Origin of the sequence: Bradyrhizobium uaiense, from assembly GCF_010811875.1 — a bacterium.
Lineage (GTDB): Bacteria > Pseudomonadota > Alphaproteobacteria > Rhizobiales > Xanthobacteraceae > Bradyrhizobium > Bradyrhizobium uaiense.
The window spans coordinates 1-22,116 of record NZ_VKHP01000161.1; the positions used below are offsets into that span (position 1 = coordinate 1).

The 22,116-nt window shown below is 64.4% G+C and carries 18 protein-coding genes and 2 pseudogenes; 9 read left to right on the plus strand and 11 right to left on the minus strand.

Annotated features, from left to right (window positions below; genetic code table 11):
• Nucleotides 1-350: 350 nt before the first annotated feature.
• Together FNJ47_RS30635 and FNJ47_RS30640 are read right to left on the minus strand one after the other, a co-directional pair.
• Complete coding sequence (locus FNJ47_RS30635) at nucleotides 351-578, minus strand: DUF2783 domain-containing protein (RefSeq protein ID WP_163159684.1); 228 nt, start codon at nucleotides 576-578, stop codon at nucleotides 351-353.
• Nucleotides 579-587: 9 nt separating this feature from the next.
• Nucleotides 588-1,106: pseudogene (locus FNJ47_RS30640) on the minus strand (aromatic-ring hydroxylase C-terminal domain-containing protein); the annotation flags it as partial.
• Between FNJ47_RS30640 and FNJ47_RS30645 the strand changes: the two are divergent.
• The 3 genes and pseudogenes from FNJ47_RS30645 to fahA form a co-directional block, all read left to right on the plus strand.
• Nucleotides 1,084-1,872 (plus strand): annotated as a pseudogene (locus FNJ47_RS30645) (MBL fold metallo-hydrolase); the annotation flags it as partial. The pseudogenes FNJ47_RS30640 and FNJ47_RS30645 overlap by 23 nt on opposite strands.
• Nucleotides 1,872-3,218 (plus strand): homogentisate 1,2-dioxygenase, encoded by a 1,347-nt coding sequence (gene hmgA / locus FNJ47_RS30650; RefSeq protein ID WP_163159685.1) that lies wholly within the window; start codon nucleotides 1,872-1,874, stop codon nucleotides 3,216-3,218. The pseudogene FNJ47_RS30645 and the gene hmgA, both read left to right, overlap by 1 nt.
• A 169-nt stretch (nucleotides 3,219-3,387) precedes the next feature.
• Nucleotides 3,388-4,659 carry a fumarylacetoacetase gene (fahA, locus tag FNJ47_RS30655; RefSeq protein WP_163159686.1) on the plus strand — a complete coding sequence of 424 codons (1,272 nt, stop codon included), beginning with the start codon at nucleotides 3,388-3,390 and terminating at the stop codon, nucleotides 4,657-4,659.
• Between the two features lie 164 nt (nucleotides 4,660-4,823).
• Here fahA and FNJ47_RS30660 read toward each other — a convergent pair whose 3' ends face one another.
• A complete protein-coding gene (locus FNJ47_RS30660) occupies nucleotides 4,824-5,135 on the minus strand; it encodes a DUF1272 domain-containing protein (RefSeq protein ID WP_163159687.1) in 312 nt (103 codons plus the stop codon).
• 84 nt (nucleotides 5,136-5,219) lie between these two features.
• Entirely contained in the window at nucleotides 5,220-5,696 is a 477-nt protein-coding gene (locus tag FNJ47_RS30665) for an Lrp/AsnC family transcriptional regulator (RefSeq protein ID WP_163159688.1), read from the minus strand.
• Nucleotides 5,697-5,819: 123 nt separating this feature from the next.
• Between FNJ47_RS30665 and hppD the strand changes: the two genes are divergently transcribed.
• Entirely contained in the window at nucleotides 5,820-6,938 is a 1,119-nt protein-coding gene (gene hppD / locus FNJ47_RS30670; protein ID WP_163159689.1) for a 4-hydroxyphenylpyruvate dioxygenase, read from the plus strand.
• 174 nt (nucleotides 6,939-7,112) lie between these two features.
• Here hppD and FNJ47_RS30675 read toward each other — a convergent pair whose 3' ends face one another.
• The 5 genes from FNJ47_RS30675 to FNJ47_RS30695 all read right to left on the minus strand — a co-directional run bounded on the left by FNJ47_RS30675 (nucleotide 7,113) and on the right by FNJ47_RS30695 (nucleotide 12,756).
• Nucleotides 7,113-8,225, minus strand: coding sequence for a CoA transferase (locus tag FNJ47_RS30675; protein ID WP_163159690.1), 1,113 nt, complete (start codon nucleotides 8,223-8,225; stop codon nucleotides 7,113-7,115).
• A gap of 319 nt (nucleotides 8,226-8,544) precedes the next feature.
• Complete coding sequence (locus FNJ47_RS30680; RefSeq protein WP_163159691.1) at nucleotides 8,545-9,345, minus strand: FAD binding domain-containing protein; 801 nt, start codon at nucleotides 9,343-9,345, stop codon at nucleotides 8,545-8,547.
• 11 nt (nucleotides 9,346-9,356) lie between these two features.
• Nucleotides 9,357-11,696: a xanthine dehydrogenase family protein molybdopterin-binding subunit gene (locus FNJ47_RS30685; protein WP_163159692.1), complete on the minus strand. Its 2,340-nt coding sequence runs from the start codon at nucleotides 11,694-11,696 to the stop codon at nucleotides 9,357-9,359.
• Between the two features lie 90 nt (nucleotides 11,697-11,786).
• Nucleotides 11,787-12,287, minus strand: coding sequence for a 2Fe-2S iron-sulfur cluster-binding protein (locus FNJ47_RS30690; RefSeq protein ID WP_163159693.1), 501 nt, complete (start codon nucleotides 12,285-12,287; stop codon nucleotides 11,787-11,789).
• Nucleotides 12,288-12,555: 268 nt separating this feature from the next.
• Nucleotides 12,556-12,756 carry a hypothetical protein gene (locus FNJ47_RS30695; protein WP_236000182.1) on the minus strand — a complete coding sequence of 67 codons (201 nt, stop codon included), beginning with the start codon at nucleotides 12,754-12,756 and terminating at the stop codon, nucleotides 12,556-12,558.
• Between FNJ47_RS30695 and FNJ47_RS30700 the strand changes: the two genes are divergently transcribed.
• The 4 genes from FNJ47_RS30700 (at nucleotide 12,740) to FNJ47_RS30715 (ending at nucleotide 17,204) form a co-directional block, all read left to right on the plus strand.
• On the plus strand, nucleotides 12,740-14,407 hold the full coding sequence (locus tag FNJ47_RS30700) for a PQQ-dependent dehydrogenase, methanol/ethanol family (protein WP_175068440.1): 1,668 nt from the start codon (nucleotides 12,740-12,742) through the stop codon (nucleotides 14,405-14,407). The two genes, FNJ47_RS30695 and FNJ47_RS30700, sit on opposite strands and share 17 nt — an antisense overlap.
• A gap of 28 nt (nucleotides 14,408-14,435) precedes the next feature.
• On the plus strand, nucleotides 14,436-15,626 hold the full coding sequence (locus tag FNJ47_RS30705) for a c-type cytochrome (protein ID WP_347341737.1): 1,191 nt from the start codon (nucleotides 14,436-14,438) through the stop codon (nucleotides 15,624-15,626).
• Between the two features lie 36 nt (nucleotides 15,627-15,662).
• Nucleotides 15,663-16,343, plus strand: a complete 681-nt coding sequence (locus FNJ47_RS30710) for a response regulator (RefSeq protein WP_163159697.1) — start codon at nucleotides 15,663-15,665, stop codon at nucleotides 16,341-16,343.
• 81 nt (nucleotides 16,344-16,424) lie between these two features.
• The gene (locus FNJ47_RS30715; RefSeq protein ID WP_236000184.1) at nucleotides 16,425-17,204 is read left to right on the plus strand and encodes a LuxR C-terminal-related transcriptional regulator; all 780 of its coding nucleotides are present in this window, start codon (nucleotides 16,425-16,427) and stop codon (nucleotides 17,202-17,204) included.
• Here FNJ47_RS30715 and FNJ47_RS30720 read toward each other — a convergent pair.
• The gene (locus FNJ47_RS30720) at nucleotides 17,199-18,572 is read right to left on the minus strand and encodes an ATP-binding response regulator (RefSeq protein ID WP_163159698.1); all 1,374 of its coding nucleotides are present in this window, start codon (nucleotides 18,570-18,572) and stop codon (nucleotides 17,199-17,201) included. The genes FNJ47_RS30715 and FNJ47_RS30720 overlap by 6 nt on opposite strands.
• The gene (locus tag FNJ47_RS30725) at nucleotides 18,569-19,741 is read right to left on the minus strand and encodes an FIST N-terminal domain-containing protein (protein ID WP_163159699.1); all 1,173 of its coding nucleotides are present in this window, start codon (nucleotides 19,739-19,741) and stop codon (nucleotides 18,569-18,571) included. Before FNJ47_RS30725 ends, FNJ47_RS30720 begins: the two co-directional genes overlap by 4 nt.
• A 461-nt stretch (nucleotides 19,742-20,202) precedes the next feature.
• On the opposite strand from FNJ47_RS30725, the gene FNJ47_RS30730 reads away from it, so the two are divergent.
• Nucleotides 20,203-22,116, plus strand: a 1,914-nt coding sequence (locus tag FNJ47_RS30730) for a methyl-accepting chemotaxis protein (RefSeq protein ID WP_163159700.1), incomplete at its 3' end; no start/stop codon positions are given.

Genomic DNA, 22,116 nt, shown 5'->3' on the forward strand with positions numbered 1-22,116 from the left:
TCTCTCCGGTCTTGCTCCTGGGTGCTGGTCGCCGCCTGCGTCGGTAGCATCGGTGGTGTCGGGTCCTATCCCGGCCCACTGTCTCTTCTCCTCGCACTGTCCCGGTCGCTCGCCCTACTCTGTTCCCTCCATTCCCTCCCTTTGTTCAGGCTCTCCCCCCCCCGTTCTTACGGGGAGAGGGTTGGGGTGAGGGGTTGTCTCCGCACAAACGGTGACAGATACGTCCGCGGAAGCTCCCCCTCACCCGGAACGCATCTGACGATGCGTTCCGACCTCTCCCCGCAGGCGGGGCGAGGTGAAGCGGAAGCTGCCGTTCGATTTGATACAAACTCATCCAGGCCTGGCCCGTGCTATTGTTGTTGCTGCTGTTGCTGCTGACTTGCATCCAGCGTCCGTCGTTTCGCCAGCGCGATCGCTTCGCGCAGCACGTCGAGATCGCCGATGTGGTTGGCGAGCACCAACACCAGCGCGGCATCGAGATCGGCGCTCTGCGCCTCGGTGAGGCCGCGATGCGCCTCGACGATGGCGCGGAAGGCGTCATCGGGCCTTGCGAAGTTCGAACTGGTCGACAGCGCCATGACCGCTCCTCAGTTCAGACCGGATGCGCGCGCCAGCGCCGCATCGAGCGCCGGCCGGGCGGCGTTGCGGAAGCGGGCGGCGACATAACCGTCCGGCCGCAGCAGATAGGCGGTGCCGGGCTCGGCATCGTAGCGCTTGCCGGCAAGGCCGTGCGCGTCGATCAGCCCGCCGTTGCCGCCGACCCGGATGCTGCCGACGCCGTCAGGGACATCGACATCAGCACCATTGCCAAACTCCAGCAGCGTGAAGCGCGTTCCCTGCCTGATGAAAACCTCGGTCAGATAGCTGGAACCGCCGCCCGGCTCCATCACCGGCGCGTCGAGCATCGAGGCGCCCGGCTGCGGGCCGCCGCGCCAGCCGTCGCGATCGCCGCTCGACAGCGGCGTGTCATAGACCGACGGCACCGACAACCGGCCACCATTGACCATGCGCTTGCCGAACTCGGTGTCCTTGGCGAGCGACAGCACCGCCTGGCGCAGCCGCGCTTCCTGCTTCGTCACCGGCGCCATGAAATCGATCGAGCGGGTCAAGACCGTCACCGACAAGCCGATCAAATATGTCGTGCTGTCGCATTATCACGCGGTGCGCGTGCTCGGCGCCTCCGCCTATCACGCGCAGGGCATCGTCGCCTCGCAGGAGACCTATCGGCTGATCGAGGAGCGCGGCCAGCAGGATTGGGATTCCGAATATGGCCGCTTCCCGCGCCTGTTCCAGGATGCCGCGAGCATTCCCGGCCTGACCTGGCCGACGCTGACTTTCGAAGGCGAGATGTCGATCTATCTCGGCAAGCGCGAGGTGCGGCTGATGCAGCTTGGCGCCGGCCACACCTCGGGTGATATCGTCGCCTGGGTGCCGGATGCCGAGGTGATGTTCTCCGGCGATCTCATCGAGTACCACTCGGCCTGCTATTGCGGCGATGCGCATCTGCGCGAATGGCCGATGACCTTGAACGAGATCCGCGCCTTCAATCCGAAGGCGATCGCGCCGGGCCGCGGCGATGCGCTGAAGGGCCTCGAGACCGGGCGCGATGCGATCGCGATGACCCGCGACTTCGTCACCACGCTTTACGGTGCGGCGGAGTCTTCCGTCGCCAAGGGCCGCAGTCTGAAGGAATCGATGGCCGCGACGCGCGAGGTGATGGATCCGAAGTTCTCGAAGTTCGCGATCTACGAGCACTGCCTGCCATTCAACGTTTCGCGCGCCTATGACGAGGCGTCCGGGATCGACGATCCCGTGATCTGGACCGACAAGCGCGACCAGGAAATGTGGGCCGCCCTGCAAGGAGGATCATGATGAACATCAATACCTCGCCTGATCAGATCGTTCGTGGCTCGGGGCAAGTCACGCCGGGCTACATGTCCGGCTTCGGCAACAGCTTTGAGACCGAGGCACTGCCCGGCGCGCTGCCGATGGGGCGCAACTCGCCGCAGCGTTGCGCCTATGGGCTCTATGCCGAGCAATTGTCCGGTTCGCCGTTCACGGCGCCGCGCGGCACCAATGAGCGCTCCTGGCTCTATCGGATCCGCCCGTCGGTGCGACATTCCGGCCGCTTCGCCAAGGCCGATGCCGGGCTGTGGCGCACCGCGCCGTGCCACGAATACGACATGCCGATCGCGCAGCTGCGCTGGGACCCCGCGCCGATCCCGATGGAGGACATGACTTTCCTGCAGGGCGTGCAGACCATGACCACGGCGGGCGATGCCAATACCCAGGCCGGCATGGCGGCGCACGTCTATCTCATCACCAAATCGATGGTCGATCAGCATTTCTACAATGCCGATGGCGAGATGATGTTCGTGCTGCAGCAGGGCAATCTGCGCCTCGTCACCGAGTTCGGCCGCATCGATGCCGAGCCGGGCGAGATCGTGGTGATTCCGCGCGGCGTCAAGTTCCGCGTCGAGCTTCCGAATGGCCCGGCGCGCGGCTATCTCTGCGAGAATTACGGCGGCGCCTTCACGCTGCCGGAGCGCGGCCCGATCGGCGCCAATTGCCTGGCCAATTCGCGCGACTTCCTGACGCCGGTAGCTAGCTACGAGGACAAGGACACGCCGACCGAGCTCTACGTCAAATGGGGCGGCTCGCTGTTCAAGACCACGTTGCCGCATTCGCCGATCGACGTGGTCGCCTGGCACGGCAATTACGCGCCCTACAAATACGATCTGCGCACCTTCTCGCCGGTCGGCGCGATCGCCTTCGACCATCCCGATCCGTCGATCTTCACGGTGCTGACCTCGCCGTCGGAGACCGCAGGCACCGCGAATATCGACTTCGTGATCTTCCCGGAGCGCTGGATGGTGGCCGACAACACTTTCCGTCCGCCGTGGTACCACATGAACATCATGTCCGAGTTCATGGGCCTGATCTACGGCATCTACGACGCCAAGCCGCAGGGCTTCGTGCCCGGCGGTATCTCGCTGCACAATATGATGCTGCCGCACGGCCCAGATCGTGAGGCCTTCGAGCATGCCAGCAACGGCGAGCTGAAGCCGGTGAAGCTGACCGGCACGATGGCCTTCATGTTCGAGACCCGCTACCCGCAACGCGTCACCCAACATGCCGCGACGTCGTCGACGCTGCAGGATGATTACGCCGATTGCTGGAAGGGGTTGGAGAAGAAGTTCGACCCGAACAAGCCGTAGCCAGCCGTCATTCCCCGATGCGCAATTGCGCATCTGAGGGCGCGCGAAGCGCGAGCCCGGAATCCATTGCTCCGCGCGACACGTGGCCTGATGGATTCCGGGCCTGCGCCTTACGGCGCATCCCGGAATGACGAGAGATAGAGTGCGTCAATCATTTCGGCAGGAAACCATGACCCATCCCAACGACCCAAAACTCCGCTCCTTCATCGACGTCGCGCCGACGTCCGACTTCCCGATCCAGAATCTGCCCTATGGCGTGTTCTCGTCGAAGGACGGCCTGGCGCCGCGCGTCGGCGTTGCGATCGGCAACTATGTGCTTGACCTCTGGGAGCTCGAGCAGGACTCGCGGCTCGATCTCGGACCGCTCGGCGTGTTCTCGCAGCCGTCGCTGAACGCCTTCATGGCGCTCGGGCCGAAGGTGTGGTCGGCGACACGGGCGCGGATCAGCGAGCTGCTGCGCTCCGATCATCCCGAGCTGCGCGACAACAAGGAGTTGCGCGCGCGGGCACTGGTGCCGATGGCCGACGTCAGGCTGCATATGCCGTTCGCGGTCTCAGGCTATACCGATTTCTATTCGTCGAAGGAGCACGCCACCAATGTCGGCGTCATGTTCCGCGGCAAGGACAATGCGTTGCAGCCGAACTGGCTGCATATGCCGATCGGCTATAACGGCCGTGCCTCGACGGTCGTGGTCGGCGGCACCAAGGTGCGGCGGCCCCGCGGCCAGCTGAAGCCGCCGACCGCTGACGTGCCGAGCTTCGGTCCCTGCAAGCGGCTCGACTTCGAGCTGGAGATGGGGGTCGTCGTTGGACAGGCGTCTGCGATGGGCGAGATGCTCACCGAGAAGCAGGCCGAGGAGATGATCTTCGGCTTCGTCATCCTCAACGACTGGAGTGCGCGCGACATCCAGCAATGGGAATACGTGCCGCTCGGGCCGTTCCAGGCCAAGGCGTTCGCGACCTCGATCTCGCCGTGGGTGGTGACCCGCGAGGCGCTGGAGCCGTTCCGCATGCAGGGCCCGAAGCAGGAGCCGGAGCCGCTCGCCTATCTCAAGCAGGCCCAGCCGAACAATTACGACATGCAGCTCGACGTCGCCTTGCGCGCCGGTGCGATGAACGAGGCGAAGACGATCTGCAGCACCAATTTCAAATACATGTACTGGTCGTCGGTGCAGCAGCTCGTGCATCACGCATCATCCGGCTGCGCGATGAATGTCGGCGATCTCTTGGGCAGCGGCACGATCTCCGGTCCCGAAAAGCACCAGCGCGGCAGCCTGCTGGAAATCAGCTGGAACGGCACCGAGCCGGTCGAGCTCGCCAGCGGCGTGACGCGCTCGTTCCTCGAGAACGGCGACTCGCTCGTCATGCGCGGCTGGTGCCAGGGCGATGGCTATCGCGTCGGCTTCGGTGAGGTCGAAGGCACGATCGTCGCGGCGGAGTAGCTCTCGGTAAGTCGCGCTGTTTCACCTCCCCTTGAAAAGGGGAGGTCGGTTTGCGCAGCAAACCGGTTGGGGATCTGCTCTCTCCACGAACGCTAGTGTTCGGGGCTGACCCCCATCCCACCTTCCCCCTTTCAGGGGGAAGGAGCCAGGCAGCGGAGCAAGTCTCACCGCTCCTCCGGCCTGATATCGCGCAGCCGCGCCGAATGCGCCGCGCAGTCATCGAGGCTGTATTTCAGATGCACCCGCTTGTCCGACGGCGGCTGGTTCACGGTGCAGACGCCCGGCCGCCATGCCTTGGCGGGGCGGATCGGCCGCGGCGCAAAGCCGCCGCCGCAGTTCGGGCAGACATTGCCGAGCTTGGTCTCGGCACAATCCGCACAGAACGTGCATTCATAGGAGCAGATCCGCGCGTCGAGCGCGCTCGGCGGCAGGTCCTTGTCGCAATATTCGCAGTTCGGTCGCAGCTGCAGCGCCATGATCGTCTCACTAGCCGGATGTTGGAGGAATGATCGCAGGCCAAGCCCCAAAAGCGAATGACGGAATTCCCTCGATTTGCGCCATCACGCCTGTAGCGATTTCAGCGGCAGTTTGGCGCTCTCCTTCAACCGATCGAGCACGATCGAGGAGCGCACATGCGCCACGCTCTGGTGCGGCATCAGCACATTGTTGACGATGTCGGACAGGCTCTTGAGGTCGCGTAGCATCACCTTGAGCACGTAGTCGGCATCCCCCGTCAGTGCATAGGCCTCCTGGATGTCGTCGACGCGGTTGACCAGTTCGCGGAACCGCTTGGCGTTGTCGGGCGAATGGGTCGCCAGCGTAATGTGGATGAAGGCGATCAGGCCGAAGCCGAGCGCTTCGCCGGCGAGGTCGGCGTGGTAGCCCGAGATCACCTTCTCCTCCTCCAGCCGCATCCGCCGCCGCGAGCATTGCGAGGCCGACAGCCCGACGAGCTCGGCCAGCTGCTGGTTGGTCAGCCGGCCGTCGTCTTGCAGGGCGGCGAGCATTTTGAGGTCGAAGGCGTCGACGTCAGGCATGCGCAAGATATCCATTTCATGCACAGATCATGCGCAAAACTAGCAAATCAGAGACCATTTTGCACGCACGTTGCGCATCAGATGACGGAAACTGATCTCCAGAGAAATCAGGGAGTTACCGCCATGGGTCCGTTTCCGCACGATGCGCCGCCGGCCGAAATCAGCGCCGAGAACCCGATGGGCACCGACGGTTTCGAGTTCGTCGAATATGCCCACCCCAATCCGGCGGAACTGCATGCCCTGTTCAAGCTGATGGGCTTCGTTGCGGTCGCCCGCCACCGCACCAAGGCGATCACGGTCTATCGCCAGGGCGACATCAACTATCTCGTCAATGAGGAGCCTGGTAGCCACGGCTTCGACTTCGTCGCCGCGCACGGCCCCTGCGCGCCGTCGATGGCGTTCCGCGTGGTCGATGCGAAGCAGGCCTATGAGCGCGCGATCACGCTCGGCGCGGAGCCGGCGGATGCGTCGTCCGCGCAGAAGACGCTCGATATGCCCGCGATCAAAGGCATCGGCGGCAGCCTGCTCTATTTCGTCGACCGCTACGGCGCCAAGGGTTCGGCCTACGATACCGAGTTCGAATGGCTCGGTGCCGCCAACCCGCGCCCCGCAGGCTCCGGCCTCTATTACATCGATCACCTCACCCACAACGTCCATCGCGGCCGCATGGATGTCTGGACCGGCTTCTATGCAAAACTGTTCAACTTCCGCCAGATCCGCTTCTTCGACATCGAGGGCCGCGCATCCGGCCTGTTCTCGCGCGCGCTGACCAGCCCGGACGGCAAGATCCGGATTCCGATCAACGAGGACGCCGGCGATTCCGGGCAGATCGAGGAATATCTCAACATCTATCACGGCGAAGGCATCCAGCACATCGCCTGCGGCGCGCGCGATATCTATGCGACAGTCGAGACGCTGCGCGCGGACGGCCTGCCGTTTATGCCGTCGCCGCCCGACACCTATTTCGAGCGGATCGACGCCCGCCTGCCCAAGCACGGCGAGGACGTCGCGCGGCTGCAGGGCAACGGCATCCTGATCGACGGCGAAGGCGTGGTCGAGGGCGGCCAGACCAAGGTGCTGCTGCAGATCTTCTCGGCGAACGCGATCGGGCCGATCTTCTTCGAATTCATCCAGCGCAAGGGCGACGACGGCTTCGGCGAAGGCAACTTCAAGGCGCTGTTCGAATCGATCGAGGAAGACCAGATCCGCCGCGGCGTGTTGAAGGTCGATCACGCGGCGTAAACGTGTCGTAGAGCCACGCTAGCGCAAAACCGACAGGCGTCGTCCCGGCGAAAGCCGGGACCCATACCGCGGAATCTATCGAGTGTGTTTGTTCGTAGTCCCGCGGAACGATCGTGCGCGAGAACGACGTTCCGGGGTTGTGGGTCCCGGCTTTCGCCGGGACGACAGCGAGACTTACTTTCCCGTTCTCCACGCGCTGGTCACATCACCAATATCAGCCAGCTCCGGCTCGCGGATTGCCGACGGCGTGCGCGAGAAGCGCGGCGCGGGGGCGGGCTGGGTGACGCCGTGGCGTTCGACGAACACCTGGCGGGCCGCCATGTGCGGATGCTTCGGCGCTTCCTCCATGGTCAGGATCGGCGCGAAGCAGATGTCGGTGCCTTCCATGATCGTGCACCAGTCCGCGCGCGACTTGCTCTTGAACACCTTTTCCAGCTTCGCCTTCAGCGCCGGCCAGGCCTTGCGGTCCATCTGCGCGTCGAAGTCGGCGTCGGTCAGGTCGGCGTGCTTGCGCAGCAGCGCGTAGAACTGCGGCTCGATCGAGCCGATCGAGATGAAATTGCCGCAGGAGCATTCGTAGACGCCGTAGAAATGCGCGCCGCCGTCCAAGAAATTCTGGTCGCGGCCGCCGCTCCAGCGGCCCTGTGCGGCCATGTCGTAGAACATCGACATTAGCGAGGCCGCGCCGTCGCACATCGCGGTATCGACCACCTGGCCCTTGCCGGACTTCTGCGCTTCCAGCAGAGCTGCAAGCACGCCGACCACGAGATACAGCGCGCCGCCGCCGAAATCGCCGACCAGGTTGAGCGGCGGCACCGGCTTCTCCTTGGTGCCGATCGCAGCCAGCGCGCCTGTGATCGAGATGTAGTTGATGTCGTGGCCGGCGGCATTCGCCAGCGGGCCTTGCTGGCCCCAGCCGGTCATGCGGCCAAACACCAGTTTGGGATTGCGCGCGAGTACGACGTCGGGGCCGAGGCCGAGGCGCTCCATCACGCCGGGGCGAAAGCCCTCGATCAGCGCGTCGGCATGGCCGAGCAGTTCGAGCACTTCAGCGATCGCCGCCTTGTTCTTGAGGTCGAGCTCGATGACCTTGCGGCCGCGGGTTGCGACCGCCTTCAGATTCTTGCCCGCGCCGACCCGGTCCAGCGTGATGACCTCGGCGCCCATGTCGGCGAGCAGCATGCAGGCGAACGGGCCGGGACCGATGCCGGCGAATTCGACGATGCGGAAGCCTGTGAGTGGGCCCGAGGTGCGAGCGGCGGTTTGGGAGGCGGGCTTATCGAGCACGTTGTTGTTCCGTTGTTGCTGTAGGGAAGTAACCGAAGGGTCTTTTCAGCGGCGGTTTGGCGCGCAAGGTGTCGCGCCGCTGCCTTTTAGGGGCGCGGGCCGGCAGTTGGTCGCCACGGCGATTGGTGTTCGTCTGATCTGCCGAACGTCATAAGTCCTCTCCCCGCGCCGTCCGTCTGACGGTATTTTTAATTAGCTGATTAGCTAAATTCTCTCGCCTAATGAGGGATGTGGCAAGCCTTTTCGGCTGGAATGCCAGCAAAACGCGAACGGCGCGCATCGCTGCGCGCCGTCTGCATAGGTTCCGGAAGGATAGAGGCTAGCCGGCGGCGGTGACCGCGCGCTGACCCATCACCTTCACGAGGTTCGCGCGGTAATCCGCCGAGCCGTGGATGTCGGCGAGCAGGCCGCTTGCCGCAATCGTCACGCTGTCGAGCGCTGAGGCCGCCCAGTTCGCCTTCAGCGCCTGCTCGATCGGGCCGACCCGCATGACACCACTCTGCGATGCGCCGGTTGCGGCGACGCGGACGTCGCCCGCCTTGGTCTTGGCGACGAACACGCCGGTCAACGCGAAGCGCGAGGCCGGGTTGGGAAACTTCGCATAGCCCGCCTTGGCCGGAACGGGGAACGACACCGCGGTGATGATCTCGCCATCCTCGAGTGCCGTCGAGAACAGGCCCTTGAAGAAGTCCTCCGCCGCGATTGACCGCTTGTTGGTCTTAATCGTCGCGCCAAGCGCCAGCACCGCCGCCGGATAGTCCGCCGCCGGGTCGTTGTTGGCGAGTGAACCACCGATCGTGCCGCGATAGCGCACGGCGGGATCGCCGATCTCCGACGCCAGACTGGCGAGCGCGGGGATCGCCTTCTTGACCGCATCGCTTTGCGCCACATCGTAATGCGGCGTAGCGGCCTTGATGGTGACGGTGTCGCCAGACACGTCGATGCCGATCATGTCCTTGATCTTGGCGACGTCGATCACGTCGGATGGCGCAGCGAGGCGCTGCTTCATCACGGGGAGCAGGGTCTGGCCGCCGGACAGGAACTTGGAGTCCGTGCCCTTGGCGAACTGCGCCACGGCATCGTCGATCGAGGATGCGCGGTGATAGTTGGTCTCGTACATCGTATCCTCCCTCAACCGTGAATGGCGTGCCAGACGCGATCGGGCGTCGCCGGCATTTCCAGCTTGTTGTTGCCGATGGCGTCCGTGATCGCGTTGATCACGGCAGCAGAGGCGCCGATTGCGCCGGCCTCGCCGCAGCCCTTGACGCCGAGCGGGTTGCCCGGACACAGCGTCGTGGTGTGGGAGAGCTGGAACGACGGCAGGTCGTCGGCGCGCGGCATGGTGTAATCCATGAACGACGCGGTCACGAGCTGACCGGTGTCGTCATAGACCGCGCCCTCGAGCAGCGCCTGGCCGATGCCTTGCGCGAGGCCGCCATGGACCTGGCCCTCGACAATCATCGGGTTGATCAGCCGGCCGAAATCGTCGGCTGCGACGAAGTTGACGAAGGAGGTCTTGCCGGTGCCCGGATCGACCTCGAGCTCGCAGATGTAGGCGCCGGCCGGGAAGGTGAAGTTGGTCGGGTCGTAGAACGCCGTCTCCTTCAGGCCGGGCTCCATGCCGTCGGGCAGATTATGTGCGGTGTAGGCGGCGAGCGCGACCATCGGCAGCGCGATCGCCTTGTCGGTGCCGGTGACCTTGAACTCGCCGTTCTCGATCACGATGTCGCTCTCGGATGCCTCGAGCGCATGCGCCGCGATCTTCTTGGCCTTGGCCTCGACCTTCTCCATCGCCTTCACGATCGCCGCACCGCCGACCGCGATCGAACGCGAGCCGTAAGTGCCCATGCCGAACTGCACCTTGTCGGTGTCGCCATGGACGATCGAGACCTGGCTGATCGGCACGCCGAGCCGCTCTGCGATGATCTGGCAGAACGTCGTCTCGTGGCCCTGGCCGTGGCTGTGCGAGCCGGGGAGCACCTCGATGGTGCCGACCGGATTGACGCGGATCTCCGCCGATTCCCACAGGCCGACGCCGGCGCCGAGACTGCCGACCGCCTTCGACGGCGCGATGCCGCAGGCCTCGATGTAGCAGGAGACGCCAATGCCGCGCAGCTTGCCGTCTGCCTTCGCCTTGGCCTTGCGGGCCGCGAAGCCGGCATAGTCGATCGCCTTCATCGCGGCGTCGATCGAGGCGTGGAAGTCGCCGATGTCATACGCCATGATCACAGGCGTCTGATACGGGAACTGGTTGATGAAGTTCTTCTTGCGCAGCTCGGTCGGATCGACCTTCAGCTGCCGCGCCGCCGTCTCCATCATCCGCTCGAGCAGATAGCTCGCCTCGGGGCGGCCTGCGCCGCGATAGGCGTCGACCGGCGTGGTGTTGGTGTAGACGCCGATCACCTCGGCATAGATCGCCGGGATCACGTACTGGCCCGACAGCAGCGTCGCGTAGAGATAGGTCGGGACCGCCGACGAGAACAGCGACATATAGGCGCCGAAATTGGCGTGGGTCTTCACCCTGAGGCCAAGGATCTTGTTGTCCTTGTCGAACGCCATCTCCGCCTTCGAGACATGGTCGCGGCCATGTGCGTCGGTGAGGAATGCTTCCGAACGGTCGCCGGTCCACTTCACCGGACGATTGACCTTCTTGGAGGCCCACAGCGCCACCATCTCTTCCGGATAGATGTAGATCTTGGAGCCGAAGCCGCCGCCGACATCGGGCGCGATCACGCGCAGCTTGTGCTCGGGCGCGATGTTGTAGAACGCCGACAGCACGAGGCGGGCGACATGCGGGTTCTGCGACGTCGTGTAGAGCGTGTAGTGCTCTTCGGCCTGGTCGTAATGCGCGACCGCTGCGCGCGGCTCCATCGCATTCGGCACCAGGCGGTTGTTGGTGAGTTCGAGCGTCACCACATTCGCCGCCTTGCTGAAGGCGTCGCCGACTGCGGCTTCGTCGCCGATGTGCCAATCATAGACGATGTTGCCGGGGGCTTCGGGATGCAGCTGCGGCGCGCCCGACTTGATCGCTGCCCTGACGTCGGCCACTGCGGGGAGCTCTTCGTAGTCGACGACGACGGCTTCGGCCGCGTCCTTGGCCTGGTTCTTGGTCTCCGCGATCACGACTGCGACGGCCTGTCCGACGAAGCGCACGGTCTCCGGCGCCATCGCCGGCCACGCGCCCATTTTCATCGGCGAACCGTCCTTCGAGGTGATGGCCCAGCCGCAGATCAGATTGCCGACCTTGTCGTCGACGATCTGCTGTCCGGTCAGCACCGCGATCACACCGGGCATCTTCATGGCCTCGGTGGAGTTGATGCCTTTGACCTTGGCATGTGCGTGCGGGCTGCGGATGAAGTGAGCGTAGCTCATGCCGACCATTTTAACGTCGTCGACGTAACGTCCTTGTCCGGTGATGAACCGGCGATCTTCCTTGCGCACGACGCGTGCGCCAATTCCTTCAACACCCATGGTCTAGTCCTCCCGACCGGAGATTCGATTTGCCGCCGTTTCCATCGAGATCGGCGGTGATGAGCTTGATCGTATGCGTTGCGCCAGCTGCTATTCGGCGGCCTGCGCGACCTTCATGCGGCCGGCAGCGTCGAGCACCGCCTTGACGATGTTGTGGTAGCCGGTGCAGCGGCAGATGTTGCCTTCGAGCTCGTGACGAACCGTTTCCTCGTCGAGCTTGCCGCCAGATCCTTGAGAATGATGGCGGTGCACGATATCGACCGCGGACATGATCATGCCGGGGGTGCAATAGCCGCACTGCAGGCCGTGATTGTCGCGGAACGCCGCCTGCATCGGGTGCAGCTCGTCGCCCTTGGCGAGGCCCTCGATCGTGGTGACGTTGGAGCCAGCGGCCTGGCCGGCCAGCATGGTGCAGGATTTGACCGCCCGTCCATCGACATGGACGACGCAGGCGCCGCACTGGCTGGTATCGCAGCCGACATGGGTGCCGGTGAGGTTCAGGTTTTCGCGCAACAGGTGCACGAGGAGGGTTCGGTCCTCAACGTCGACCGAGACCGCCTTGCCGTTTACCGTCAGTTTGACTGTAGACACGCGTTTCTCCCAATAGCTTCGTTATGGGCCCAGTAGACCACGCTTCATAGGGGACGTAACCGCGATCAAAGTCGTAGTTACGGCCCTGTCAGGAAGGCTCCGGGCTGTACCTGCGATCCTAGCAGGCAGCCGTTCAATGGGCAATTTGCAAGCGTCTGCCGGCGTGCTCCGGCGTGACGAAAATGCGCTGCGGCGCAAGCGATTCTCGGCCGATCGATGCTGCTTGCGGCACGCCGAAATCGCCGCCGCGATTGCTACTACCTTCCGCCTATAACGACGCAAAGGCGTTGCTGTCATTTTCATCGCCGATGCAGCGACGGAAGATCGCTGGTTCATGAAATTCGGTAGCGATCCGCGCCCGCGATGCATCCATCGCGGCAACGAAACCATATTGGAGGAAGCCTATGAAGCTGAGGAGCGGGATTTTCTTTGCCGGCGTGTCGCTGGTCGCCATGGTCATGGCAGGCATTGGTGCGTCGAGAGCGAATGATTCCGTCGTGAAGGCGGCGTCCGATCCGAACGGATGGGCGATCGCCGGCCACGATTACGGCAATACGCGCTTCAGCCCCTTGAAGCAGATCAATTCCGAGAATGCGGGCAAGCTTCAGCTCGTCTACTCGCTGTCGCTTGCGTCGTTGCGCTCCAACGAATCGTCGCCGGTCGTGATCGGCAAGAACCTGTACGTGTCGACCTCGTGGGGGCCGAAATACGTCTATGCGATCGACGCCGCGACCGGCGCACGCAAATGGACCTGGCAGCCCGACATTCCGGATGACGTGCTTCAATATGCCTGCTGCGACGTCAATAACCGCGGCGTGTCCTATGCCGACGGCAAGATCTTCGTCGGCCGGCTCGACGGCAAGCTGACCGCGCTCGATGCCGAGACCGGCAAGGAGCTCTGGACCTCGACCGTCGTCGACTACAAGCAGGGCTCGGTCATCACCTCGCCGCCGCTCATCGTCCGCGACAAGGTCATCACCGGCTTTGGCGGCGGCGAATACGGCGTCCGCGGCTCGCTGCAGGCCTTCAACCTCAAGGACGGCAAGCTGCTCTGGCAGACCTTCACGGTGCCGGCGCCGGGTGAACCCGGCAGCGACACCTGGAAGGGCGACACCGGGCTGCATGGCGGCGGCGCCGCCTGGCTGGTCGGCTCCTACGACGCCAAATCCGACACGGTCTACTGGGGTACCAGCAATCCGGGACCGTGGAATACCGGCGTGCGCTCCACCGGCGACGGCAATTTCGGCAAGCTGACCAACCTCTACACGGCCTCGACGCTGGCGATCGATCCCAACACCGGCAAGATCAAGTGGCACATCCAGGGCACGCCGGCCGACGCCTGGGACTATGACGGCGTCAACGAGCTGCTGCTCGCCGACCTGAAGATCAAGGGCGCCGAAACACCCGTTCTGATGAAGGCGGACCGCAACGGCTTCTTCTTCGTGGCCAACCGCGAAACCGGCAAGGTGATCTCGGCCGAGAAGTACGTCTTCGCCAACTGGGCCAAGAAGTGGGACATCAACACGATGCGGGCGGAAGAGGATCCGGACAAGCGTCCGGGCCCCGGCCACCCCGCCAAGGACATCTGCCCGAACCTGATCGGCGGCAAGAACTGGCAGCCGATGTCGTTCAACCCGCAGACCGGCCTCGTCTACATCCCGAGCAACAATGTCTGCATGGATTGGTCGGTCAGTGACGTGAACTACAAGCGCGGCGTGTTCTATCTCGGCGCCGAATTCCCCACCAAGCCGGGTCCCGGCGGCTTCCTCGGCGAGCTCGTGGCCTGGGATCCCGTGGCCAACAAGAAGGTATGGAGCATCAAGGAAGATCTGCCCTTCAACGGCGGCACGCTGACGACCGGCGGAAATCTGGTGTTTTCAGGCAATCTGCACGGCGACTTCCGCGCCATCGATGCCAAGAACGGCAAGGTGTTGTGGAGCAAGAACCTCGGCAGCGGTATCGGCGCCGGTCCGGTGACCTATTCGGTCGACGGCAAGCAGTATGTCGCGATCGTGGTCGGACGCACCGCGGCGCTGCCGGCCTTCCTCGGTGACATCGGCAAGAAGATGGTCGCCGCGGCGCCGGAAGGCGGCTCGCTGTTCGTGTTCGCCCTGCAGTAACCACCGTCACGAGGAGGCAGCATTGTCCGTGTCCCGCATCAAGTGGAATGAAGTGCCGAGCTCAACGCGTAGCGTACAGTTGGGAAAGGCGATCCGGACCGTGCTGCTCTCCGCCACACTGCTCGCGCCGGCCTTCCCGGCCGGCGCGGAGGAGGCCAAGCCGCCGCTGCGGCTCTGCGCCGATCCGACCAACCTGCCGTTCTCGAGCGACGAACCGGGTAAGCCCGGCCTCTATCTCGAGATCGGCCAGGCGGTGGCGCAAAAGCTCGGCCGCACGGTGAGCTATAATTGGTACAAGTCCTATTTCGGCAAACGCACCGTGCGGGAGACGCTGCTCAGCAAGCAGTGCGACGCCATGGTCGGCCTGCCCTTGATCGAGGATTTCATGGGGCCGGCGGTGATCTTCTCGAAGCCGATCGCTCATGAAGGCTACGCGCTGGTCGGCGCCAAAGATCGCAAGCTTGCCGGCGTCGACGACCTCAGGGGATTGCGGGTTGCGGTGCAATATCAATCGACGCCGCAGAACCTGCTGGCGATGCGCGACGATATCCAGAAGGTCACCGTGCTCAGCCCGGAGGAGGGCATGACGGCCCTCGAACAGGGCAAAGTCGATATCGCGTTCATCTGGGCGCCGGTGGCGGGTTGGCTCAACAAGACCAGCTACGGCGACAAGTACCAGATCGTGTCGACCGAGGGCGACGGCCTGCTCTGGGCCACCGCGATCGGCTTCGCCAAGCCGTCCGGCGCGCTGCGCGATGAGGTCGACGGCGTGCTGCCGTCGCTGCAGCCGGAGATTTCGGCCCTGTTTGCCAAATATGGCGTGCCGAACGGCGCTCCGGTGAAGTTCGGCCAAATGGTCCCGGCGACGACGTCGTCCGTCGGGGCGAGCGAGCCGGTCACGGTCGGGCAGGCGACGGCGGCCGAGAAGCCGGTGCAGACCGCCGCGGCTGCCGGGGACGCCAACGCGGGTCGCGAGGTGTTCAACGGCACCTGCGCCCATTGCCACGGTCCGGACGCGGTGCAGGCCGAGCGAAAGATCGACCTCCGGCTGCTCAAGAAGCGCTATGCTGACGACATGGAATCGACATTCTGGAAGACGGTCCATGACGGGCGGCCGGCCAAAGGCATGCCGGCCTGGAAGGATGTCTTCAGCGACGACGAGCTCAGAAACGTATATGCCTATCTGCAGAGTGTGCAGGATACCGGCGGGTCGAACTAGCTGCCGCTACCAGCAAAGAGCAGTGCGAGGGTCCTCATGATGGGGTTCCTGATCATCGACGATCACCCCCTGTTCGGGGAGGCGCTTGGCAACGCCATCCGCATCTCGCATCCTGATGCCCGGATCTATGAGGCCACCTCGATCAAGGGGGCGCTTGGCATCCTTGCCAGCGAGCCGAATATCGACCTGGCGCTGCTCGATCTGCTGCTGCCCGACGTGGTCGGCTTCTCCGGCTTCCAGAAGATCAGGGACCGCTATCCGCGGCTACCGATCGCCATCGTCTCCAGTGAAGAAGACAAGCACACCATCCGCGAGGCGCTGGAAATGGGCGCGGTCGGTTATCTGCCGAAATCGACCTCGCTCGGCGAGCTGTCGCAGGCGATCGCGCGGGTGCTGAGCGGATCGGTTTCGGCGCCGCGGGATTTCGTCGCGGTCGGCGCGCTGGATCATTCCGAGACCGCGCGGACGCTGCGCGAGCGGATTCAGAAGCTGACGCCGCAGCAAATTCGCGTGCTTCACTTGATCATCCGCGGGCTGCAGAACCGCGAGATCGCCGCCGAGCTCAAGCTCGCGGAATCCACTGTCAAGGCGCATGTCACCGAGATCCTGCGCAAGCTGAAGCTGTTCAGCCGCAACAAGGCGATCATCGAGCTCGGCAAGATCCCGCTCCCGGTCCTTGAAGCCAGCTCGGGCTCGAAGGCAGAGAAGGCGCCCTAGCTTTGCTGCGTTGCAAGGCGAATGCATCCGGGGTGCTACCTATAGGCTCCCGGTCGGCTTTGAGATAACGTCGTGCACATCATGGCTGTCATCAGCGATCCCAGGGAGGACGGCGCAGCATTGACCACGACCGCGCCCCTGGCGGATGAGCCGCCGCTCGATCAGGCGGGTGCGCCTCGACTGCTGATCGTCGAGGATCACCCGCTGTTCCGTGCCGCCCTGATCGGCGTCATCGGGGCCGAGTTTCCCGATGCCGAGGTGCTGCAGGCAACCTCGATCGACGGCGCGCTGGATGTGATCGCCGCGCGCGACGGGCTTGATTTGATCCTGCTCGATCTGTCGATGCCGGGGACCACGGGCTTGCTCGGTGCCTACCGGGTGCGCGCCGCCGCACCGCGCAGTGCGCTGGTGATCGTATCGGCGCATGACGATTCCCGGATCATCGGCGGCGCGATCTCGCTCGGCATTTCCGGCTTCATCCCCAAATCGACGCCGAAGGTCGAGCTGGCGCGCCTGCTGCGCGGCATCCTCGAAGGCGCGGTGTGCCTGCCGACGCGATTCCGCGACACGGCCGCGGCGCGGAAGGGCCAGGCCGAGACCAAGGAGCTGGTGCAGCAGCTCAGTCAGTTCACCGCGCAGCAGCTTCGCGTGCTCGACATGATCTGCCGTGGTTTGCAGAACAAGCACATCGCCTATCAGCTCGATATCTCGGTCACCACCGTGAAGGTGCACGTCTCCGAGATACTGCGGAAGCTCGGCGTGCGCAGCCGGACCGAGGCGATCATCGCGCTGTCGAAGCTCGATTTCGGCAAGCACGACCATGCGCCGGTGACGGCCTCGCCGCACAACGCTGATTCATAATCGCGCCCCCGACTGCTCCGCCGCCAGCAGGAACGACAGCAGCGAGCGCATCTCGGCCGGCTTGATCGGTTTCTTCAGAAGTTCATGGCCGAAGGCCGAAACGTCGGAGGCGGCCTTGGCCGAGTAGTCGGCGGTCACGATGATCGCCGGAACCTTGGCGTTGATTTCGCCGCGGATCACATCGACGGCCTGGATTCCGGTCTCGCCATTGTCGAGGTGCAGGTCGGCGATGATGGCGTCGGGAATGCCGTCGAGCGCGTGGATGCGTTCGAGCGCCTCGGTCTTGGAGATCGTCACCGCGACGTCGCAACCCCATTTCTCCAGCAGATGGGCGAGACCCTCGGCGCTCGACAGGTCGTTCTCGATCAGCAGGATCTTGGCGCCTTCCATGCCGCCATAGCGATAGTCGACGCTGGCCTGTTCGCGCACCGGGATCGCAACCGGATCGAGCGTGCGGGGCACCGTGACCGAGAACACCGAGCCTTTTCCGGCACGCGAATTCAGCCTGATGTTGTGGCCGAGCAGGTCGGCAAACCGGCGCACGATCGACAGGCCGAGCCCGATGCCCGCCTTGTCGCCGGCGCTGGTCTCGCCGCGTTGAAACTCGACGAAGATGGCTTCGCGCTGGGCTTCCGGAATGCCCGGCCCGGTGTCGTGCACCTCGATACAGATGTCGTCGCCCTTGAGGCGGCATCCCATCAGCACGGTGCCGCGCTGGGTGTAGCGCAGCGCATTGGCGACGAGGTTCTGCAGGATCCGGCGCAGCATCAGCGGATCGGAGCGGACCACGGCAGACGACGGCATGATCCGGAAGCCGAGGTTGCGCTTGGCCGCGGTCGCGACAAATTCCTGCTCCAGCGCCTCGAACAGCGAGGCGATCGCGACCGGGCCGAATTCGGGCCGCAGCACACCCGCATCGAGCTTCGAGATGTCGAGCAGCGTCCGCAACATGTCTTCGAGTGTCGCCAGCGAACGGTCGACCTGGTCGGTCAGCGCGACGCTCTTTGGCTCGGTCGCCATTTCGGTCAGTGCGGACAGCGTCAGCCGCGCCGCATTCAGCGGCTGCAGCAGGTCGTGCGTCACCGAAACCAGCACCGATGATTTCAGCGAGCTTGCCGCCTCGGCCTGCTGCTTGGCCTGCAGCAGGCGTCCGTTGGTCTTCTCCAGCGATTGCAGCGCCTGCTTGAGCTGCTGGGTGCGGTCGCGGACCTGCTGATCCAGTGCAATGGCGGTCTCGAACAGCGAGAAGGCGTTGAGTTGCTGGTCGGTCGAACGTTCGACGCGCGACATCAGCGCGGCGTTGATTTTGCGCAGCTTCTCGGCTTCGCGTTCGAGGGCCGCAATGCGCGTGGTTTTGGTGTCGGTCATTGCGGCGCGAGTGCCCGCTTGCCGATGGCGATGCCGGTCAGCGTCTGGTTGACATGCATGGAGCGATACTGCTCGCCATAGGTCTGAAAGCCAATCACTTTGTTGCTGCGATAGAGCTCCGACATCTCCCGCGACAGCTGGCGCTGCTCGACATCGAGCCGGCGCAGCACGCATTCGAAGCCGATGAACATCGAGACCTCGCCGAGATCCTCGGTCAGCTCCTTGAGCATGCGGCTCGTCACGTCGATCGGGTCGCGCTCGCGCGCCACCGTCAGCACCATTCCCTCATCGATCGCGCAGAAGAATTGCAGCGATCCGTCGGGGTTGGTGCGCTGGATCGACCGCGCGTAATAGGCGCCGCCGACGCGGACCAGGACCGGATGCGCGGCGAAGGAGAACAATTCGAGCTTGCTGTCGCTGAGGCCGACGGCACGGGAATATTCCAGTGCGGCCGGCTCGGCGTTCAATTCCTTGACGATGCGATGCTCGATATCAGCCTCGGTCACCACCATCTTGGTCGAGGTCGGCTCGAAATGGTCGCACTTGAACAGGCGGAACGGCAGCCGGGTCCGGATCAGGATCAGGACGGCGGCGTCGGTGAAGGCCTCGCCGCCATGGAAGACCCAGGACTTCTCGAAGCGCAGGCCGTCGCCGGCGGAGCCGCCGACCACCGGGATGTCGCCGAGCGAAGCGTAGATCGCCGACATGATCGTTTCCTCACGCTGGCACATGCCGTCGATGAAGAGCAGCCCGAAGGAATCGTCGGTATGATCGCAATGTTCGGTGCGCAGCGCGAACTCGTTCTGCAATTCGGTACAGATCGAGCGGCCATGATCGACCCGGAATGTCGCGAGATCGAACAGCGGCCGCGCCGCAATGACGAAATCGGCCCCGTTGAAGCCCATCGCGACGACACTGTCCTCGTCCCAGCCGCCAGGCGACAATTCGCCGGCCGTGGTGCAGCCGAAGATCGGAACGTCGGGCAGCTGCCGCGACAGCTCGGCAATGAATTGCTTCGGATCATAGAACGGCGACACGAAAACCACGAGCATGGCGAGATCAGCCGCCGCCAATTGGCGCGCGATCTCGTCCGCCGCCTCCCGCGGTCCGTCGGTCTTTGCCTGCACCACGACAATGCTGTCGGTGGCGCTGCCGTTCTCGTTCGCCAAAGGCGTTCTCCCTGACCAGAATTTTTTGCTTTTCTTGGCGCGGCCGGCTGGGCTCGCGCGGGTCGTAAGGGCGTCCGGGCCATGCCGCGATGGTTCGCGGCCAGTCCGTCTTTATATTCTAGGTCGTGAGGGGGAATGTCATTGGCCGTGCGACGTCGCCGGCAGCTACGCTCGCCGCGAGCGCCAACGGCGCCGGTCGACGCGATGACATGGGACACCTCCCGATGTGTTCTCCCGGCCCGGGCAGGGACAGGTTTGATCGGTTCTAAAGTATCGGGCCGGCCCCGCGCGTCAATCACCTTGCCCACCCCCCTGGCCCGACCAAGGTAGTACCGCGCCGAACCGAATGACCGCTGCCCATTTACCGGGCCTTATTGATTCTGCCTTAGTTTTGCCCTCCGGGGCTGGGGCGGGTTGCTGCCGGACCCCGCGTGGTTTTCAGAATGAAGACGGGGGTTGGAATGCCGGGACTGAAGCGATCGCTCTCGATCAGGTTCCCAACCCTCAGATTTCAAGCCAAGATCATGCTCGGCTTTGCCGTCACGCTGGCGCTGTCGGCGGCCACCATGGGCTTTGCCTATATGGGCTTCGAGCGGGTCTCCGCCGGTGTCGGCTCCTACCGCCAGAGCGTCGCGGAAGCCGATCTCGCCCGCAACATCGACCGCGAAATGATCTCCTACCGTTCGCTGGCGCGCTACTACGTCGCGACCGGCAAGGAGGACGACGCCAAGGCCGCGCTCGCCGCCGAGGCCAGCCTGAAGGACGCCATCGTGGCGTCGATGAAGGGCACCACCAATCCGGCCCGGCTCGAGCAGGTCACCAAGCTGGAGCGCGAATTCCGCGCCTTCACCAAGATCTTTGCCGAGATCGTCCGCATCAAGGACGACAGCGCGCAGATCGCGCAGAACAAGCTCACCCGCAGCGCGACCGCGATGCGCTACAAGCTCGACGATCTCCCGAGCAACGCCGATGATTCCGAGCTGCAGACGATCCAGTTCGGCGCCAAGAAGGTGGCCGACCAGCTGCTGTCGATCACCGGGGCGGTCAACGGCTTCGTCGTCAACGGTGACAAGACCGTCGCCTCCAGTGCGCTCGCCCGGCTGAAATTCGCCGACAATCTGGTGAAAGGCATCACGTCCAAGGACGAGCGGATTACCCAGAGCGTGAAGGACATCACCGCGCTGCTCGAAGAGTATCGCGAGGCGCTCGCCAAGCTGATCGCGAATGCCAAGTCGATCGACGAACTGACCGTCGAGATGACCGAATCCGCGGCCGCCATCAGCCAGGGCGCGGCGGCGATGAAGTCCGATCTGCTCGCCGACCAGAAGCGGCTCGAGAACGAATCGCACTCCATGATCGGCGAGACCGAGCAGCTGATCCTGATGCTCGCCGCCGGCAGCTTCGTGCTCGGGCTGGTTTGGGCGTTCCTGCTCGGCAAGGGCATTTCGCGGCCGATCGCGGCGATGTGTGCGGCGATGCGCGAACTCGCCGCGGGCAATTTCGATGTCGTGCTGCCCGGCCTCGGTCGCCGCGACGAGCTCGGCGAGATGGCCGGCGCCGTCGAGGAGTTCAAGGTCCAGGCGATCGCTAAGGCCGAGCGCGACGCCGCGACCCAGGAAGCGCAGAACAAGGCGAGCGCGACCGCGCGGCGCGCGGAGCTCATTCGTTTTGCCGACGAATTCGAATCCGCTGTCGGCTCGATCGTCTCCAACGTGTCGGCCTCCGCCGTGCAGCTCGAATCGGCGGCGGGGACGCTGACCCGGACCGCGGAGACCACGCAGAACCTGTCGAGCCAGGTCGCCGGCGCCTCCGAGGAGGCCTCCAGCAACATGCAGTCGGTGGCCTCCGCGACCGAGGAGCTGTCGGCGTCGGTCGACGAGATCGGCCGCCGCGCCAAGGAATCCAGTCAGATCGCCGATTCCGCCGTGCGTCAAGCCGAGCAGACCGATGCGCGGATTGGCAAGCTCTCGCGTGCCGCGCAGGAAATCGGCGATGTGGTCAAGCTGATCACGGCGATCGCCGAGCAGACCAATCTGTTGGCGCTGAACGCCACCATCGAGGCTGCACGTGCGGGCGACGCGGGCCGCGGCTTCGCGGTGGTTGCCTCCGAGGTGAAGTCGCTGGCGAGCCAGACCGCGCGAGCCACCGACGAGATCTCCACCCACATTTCGGGCATGCAGGCCGCGACGCAGGAATCGGTTGCCGCGATCAAGGAGATCGGCTGCACGATCGGGCAGATCTCAGGGATCGCGACCAACATTGCAAGCTCGGTCGAGCAGCAGAGCGCGGCCACGCAGGAGATTGCACGCAGCGTGCAGAATGTCGCCCAAGGCACCCAGGAAGCCGCCTCCAGCGTTACGCAGGTCAACCGCGGC

What these genes read in the sequence shown, in the direction of transcription:
- FNJ47_RS30635 (WP_163159684.1), bottom strand. Translation starts at nt 578, where the DNA reads ATGGCGCTGTCGACCAGTTCGAACTTCGCAAGGCCCGATGACGCCTTC.
- hmgA (WP_163159685.1), top strand. Translation starts at nt 1,872, where the DNA reads ATGAACATCAATACCTCGCCTGATCAGATCGTTCGTGGCTCGGGGCAA.
- fahA (WP_163159686.1), top strand. Translation starts at nt 3,388, where the DNA reads ATGACCCATCCCAACGACCCAAAACTCCGCTCCTTCATCGACGTCGCG.
- FNJ47_RS30660 (WP_163159687.1), bottom strand. Translation starts at nt 5,135, where the DNA reads ATGGCGCTGCAGCTGCGACCGAACTGCGAATATTGCGACAAGGACCTG.
- FNJ47_RS30665 (WP_163159688.1), bottom strand. Translation starts at nt 5,696, where the DNA reads ATGCCTGACGTCGACGCCTTCGACCTCAAAATGCTCGCCGCCCTGCAA.
- hppD (WP_163159689.1), top strand. Translation starts at nt 5,820, where the DNA reads ATGGGTCCGTTTCCGCACGATGCGCCGCCGGCCGAAATCAGCGCCGAG.
- FNJ47_RS30680 (WP_163159691.1), bottom strand. Translation starts at nt 9,345, where the DNA reads ATGTACGAGACCAACTATCACCGCGCATCCTCGATCGACGATGCCGTG.
- FNJ47_RS30685 (WP_163159692.1), bottom strand. Translation starts at nt 11,696, where the DNA reads ATGGGTGTTGAAGGAATTGGCGCACGCGTCGTGCGCAAGGAAGATCGC.
- FNJ47_RS30700 (WP_175068440.1), top strand. Translation starts at nt 12,740, where the DNA reads ATGGTCATGGCAGGCATTGGTGCGTCGAGAGCGAATGATTCCGTCGTG.
- FNJ47_RS30695 (WP_236000182.1), bottom strand. Translation starts at nt 12,756, where the DNA reads ATGCCTGCCATGACCATGGCGACCAGCGACACGCCGGCAAAGAAAATC.
- FNJ47_RS30710 (WP_163159697.1), top strand. Translation starts at nt 15,663, where the DNA reads ATGATGGGGTTCCTGATCATCGACGATCACCCCCTGTTCGGGGAGGCG.
- FNJ47_RS30715 (WP_236000184.1), top strand. Translation starts at nt 16,425, where the DNA reads ATGGCTGTCATCAGCGATCCCAGGGAGGACGGCGCAGCATTGACCACG.
- FNJ47_RS30720 (WP_163159698.1), bottom strand. Translation starts at nt 18,572, where the DNA reads ATGACCGACACCAAAACCACGCGCATTGCGGCCCTCGAACGCGAAGCC.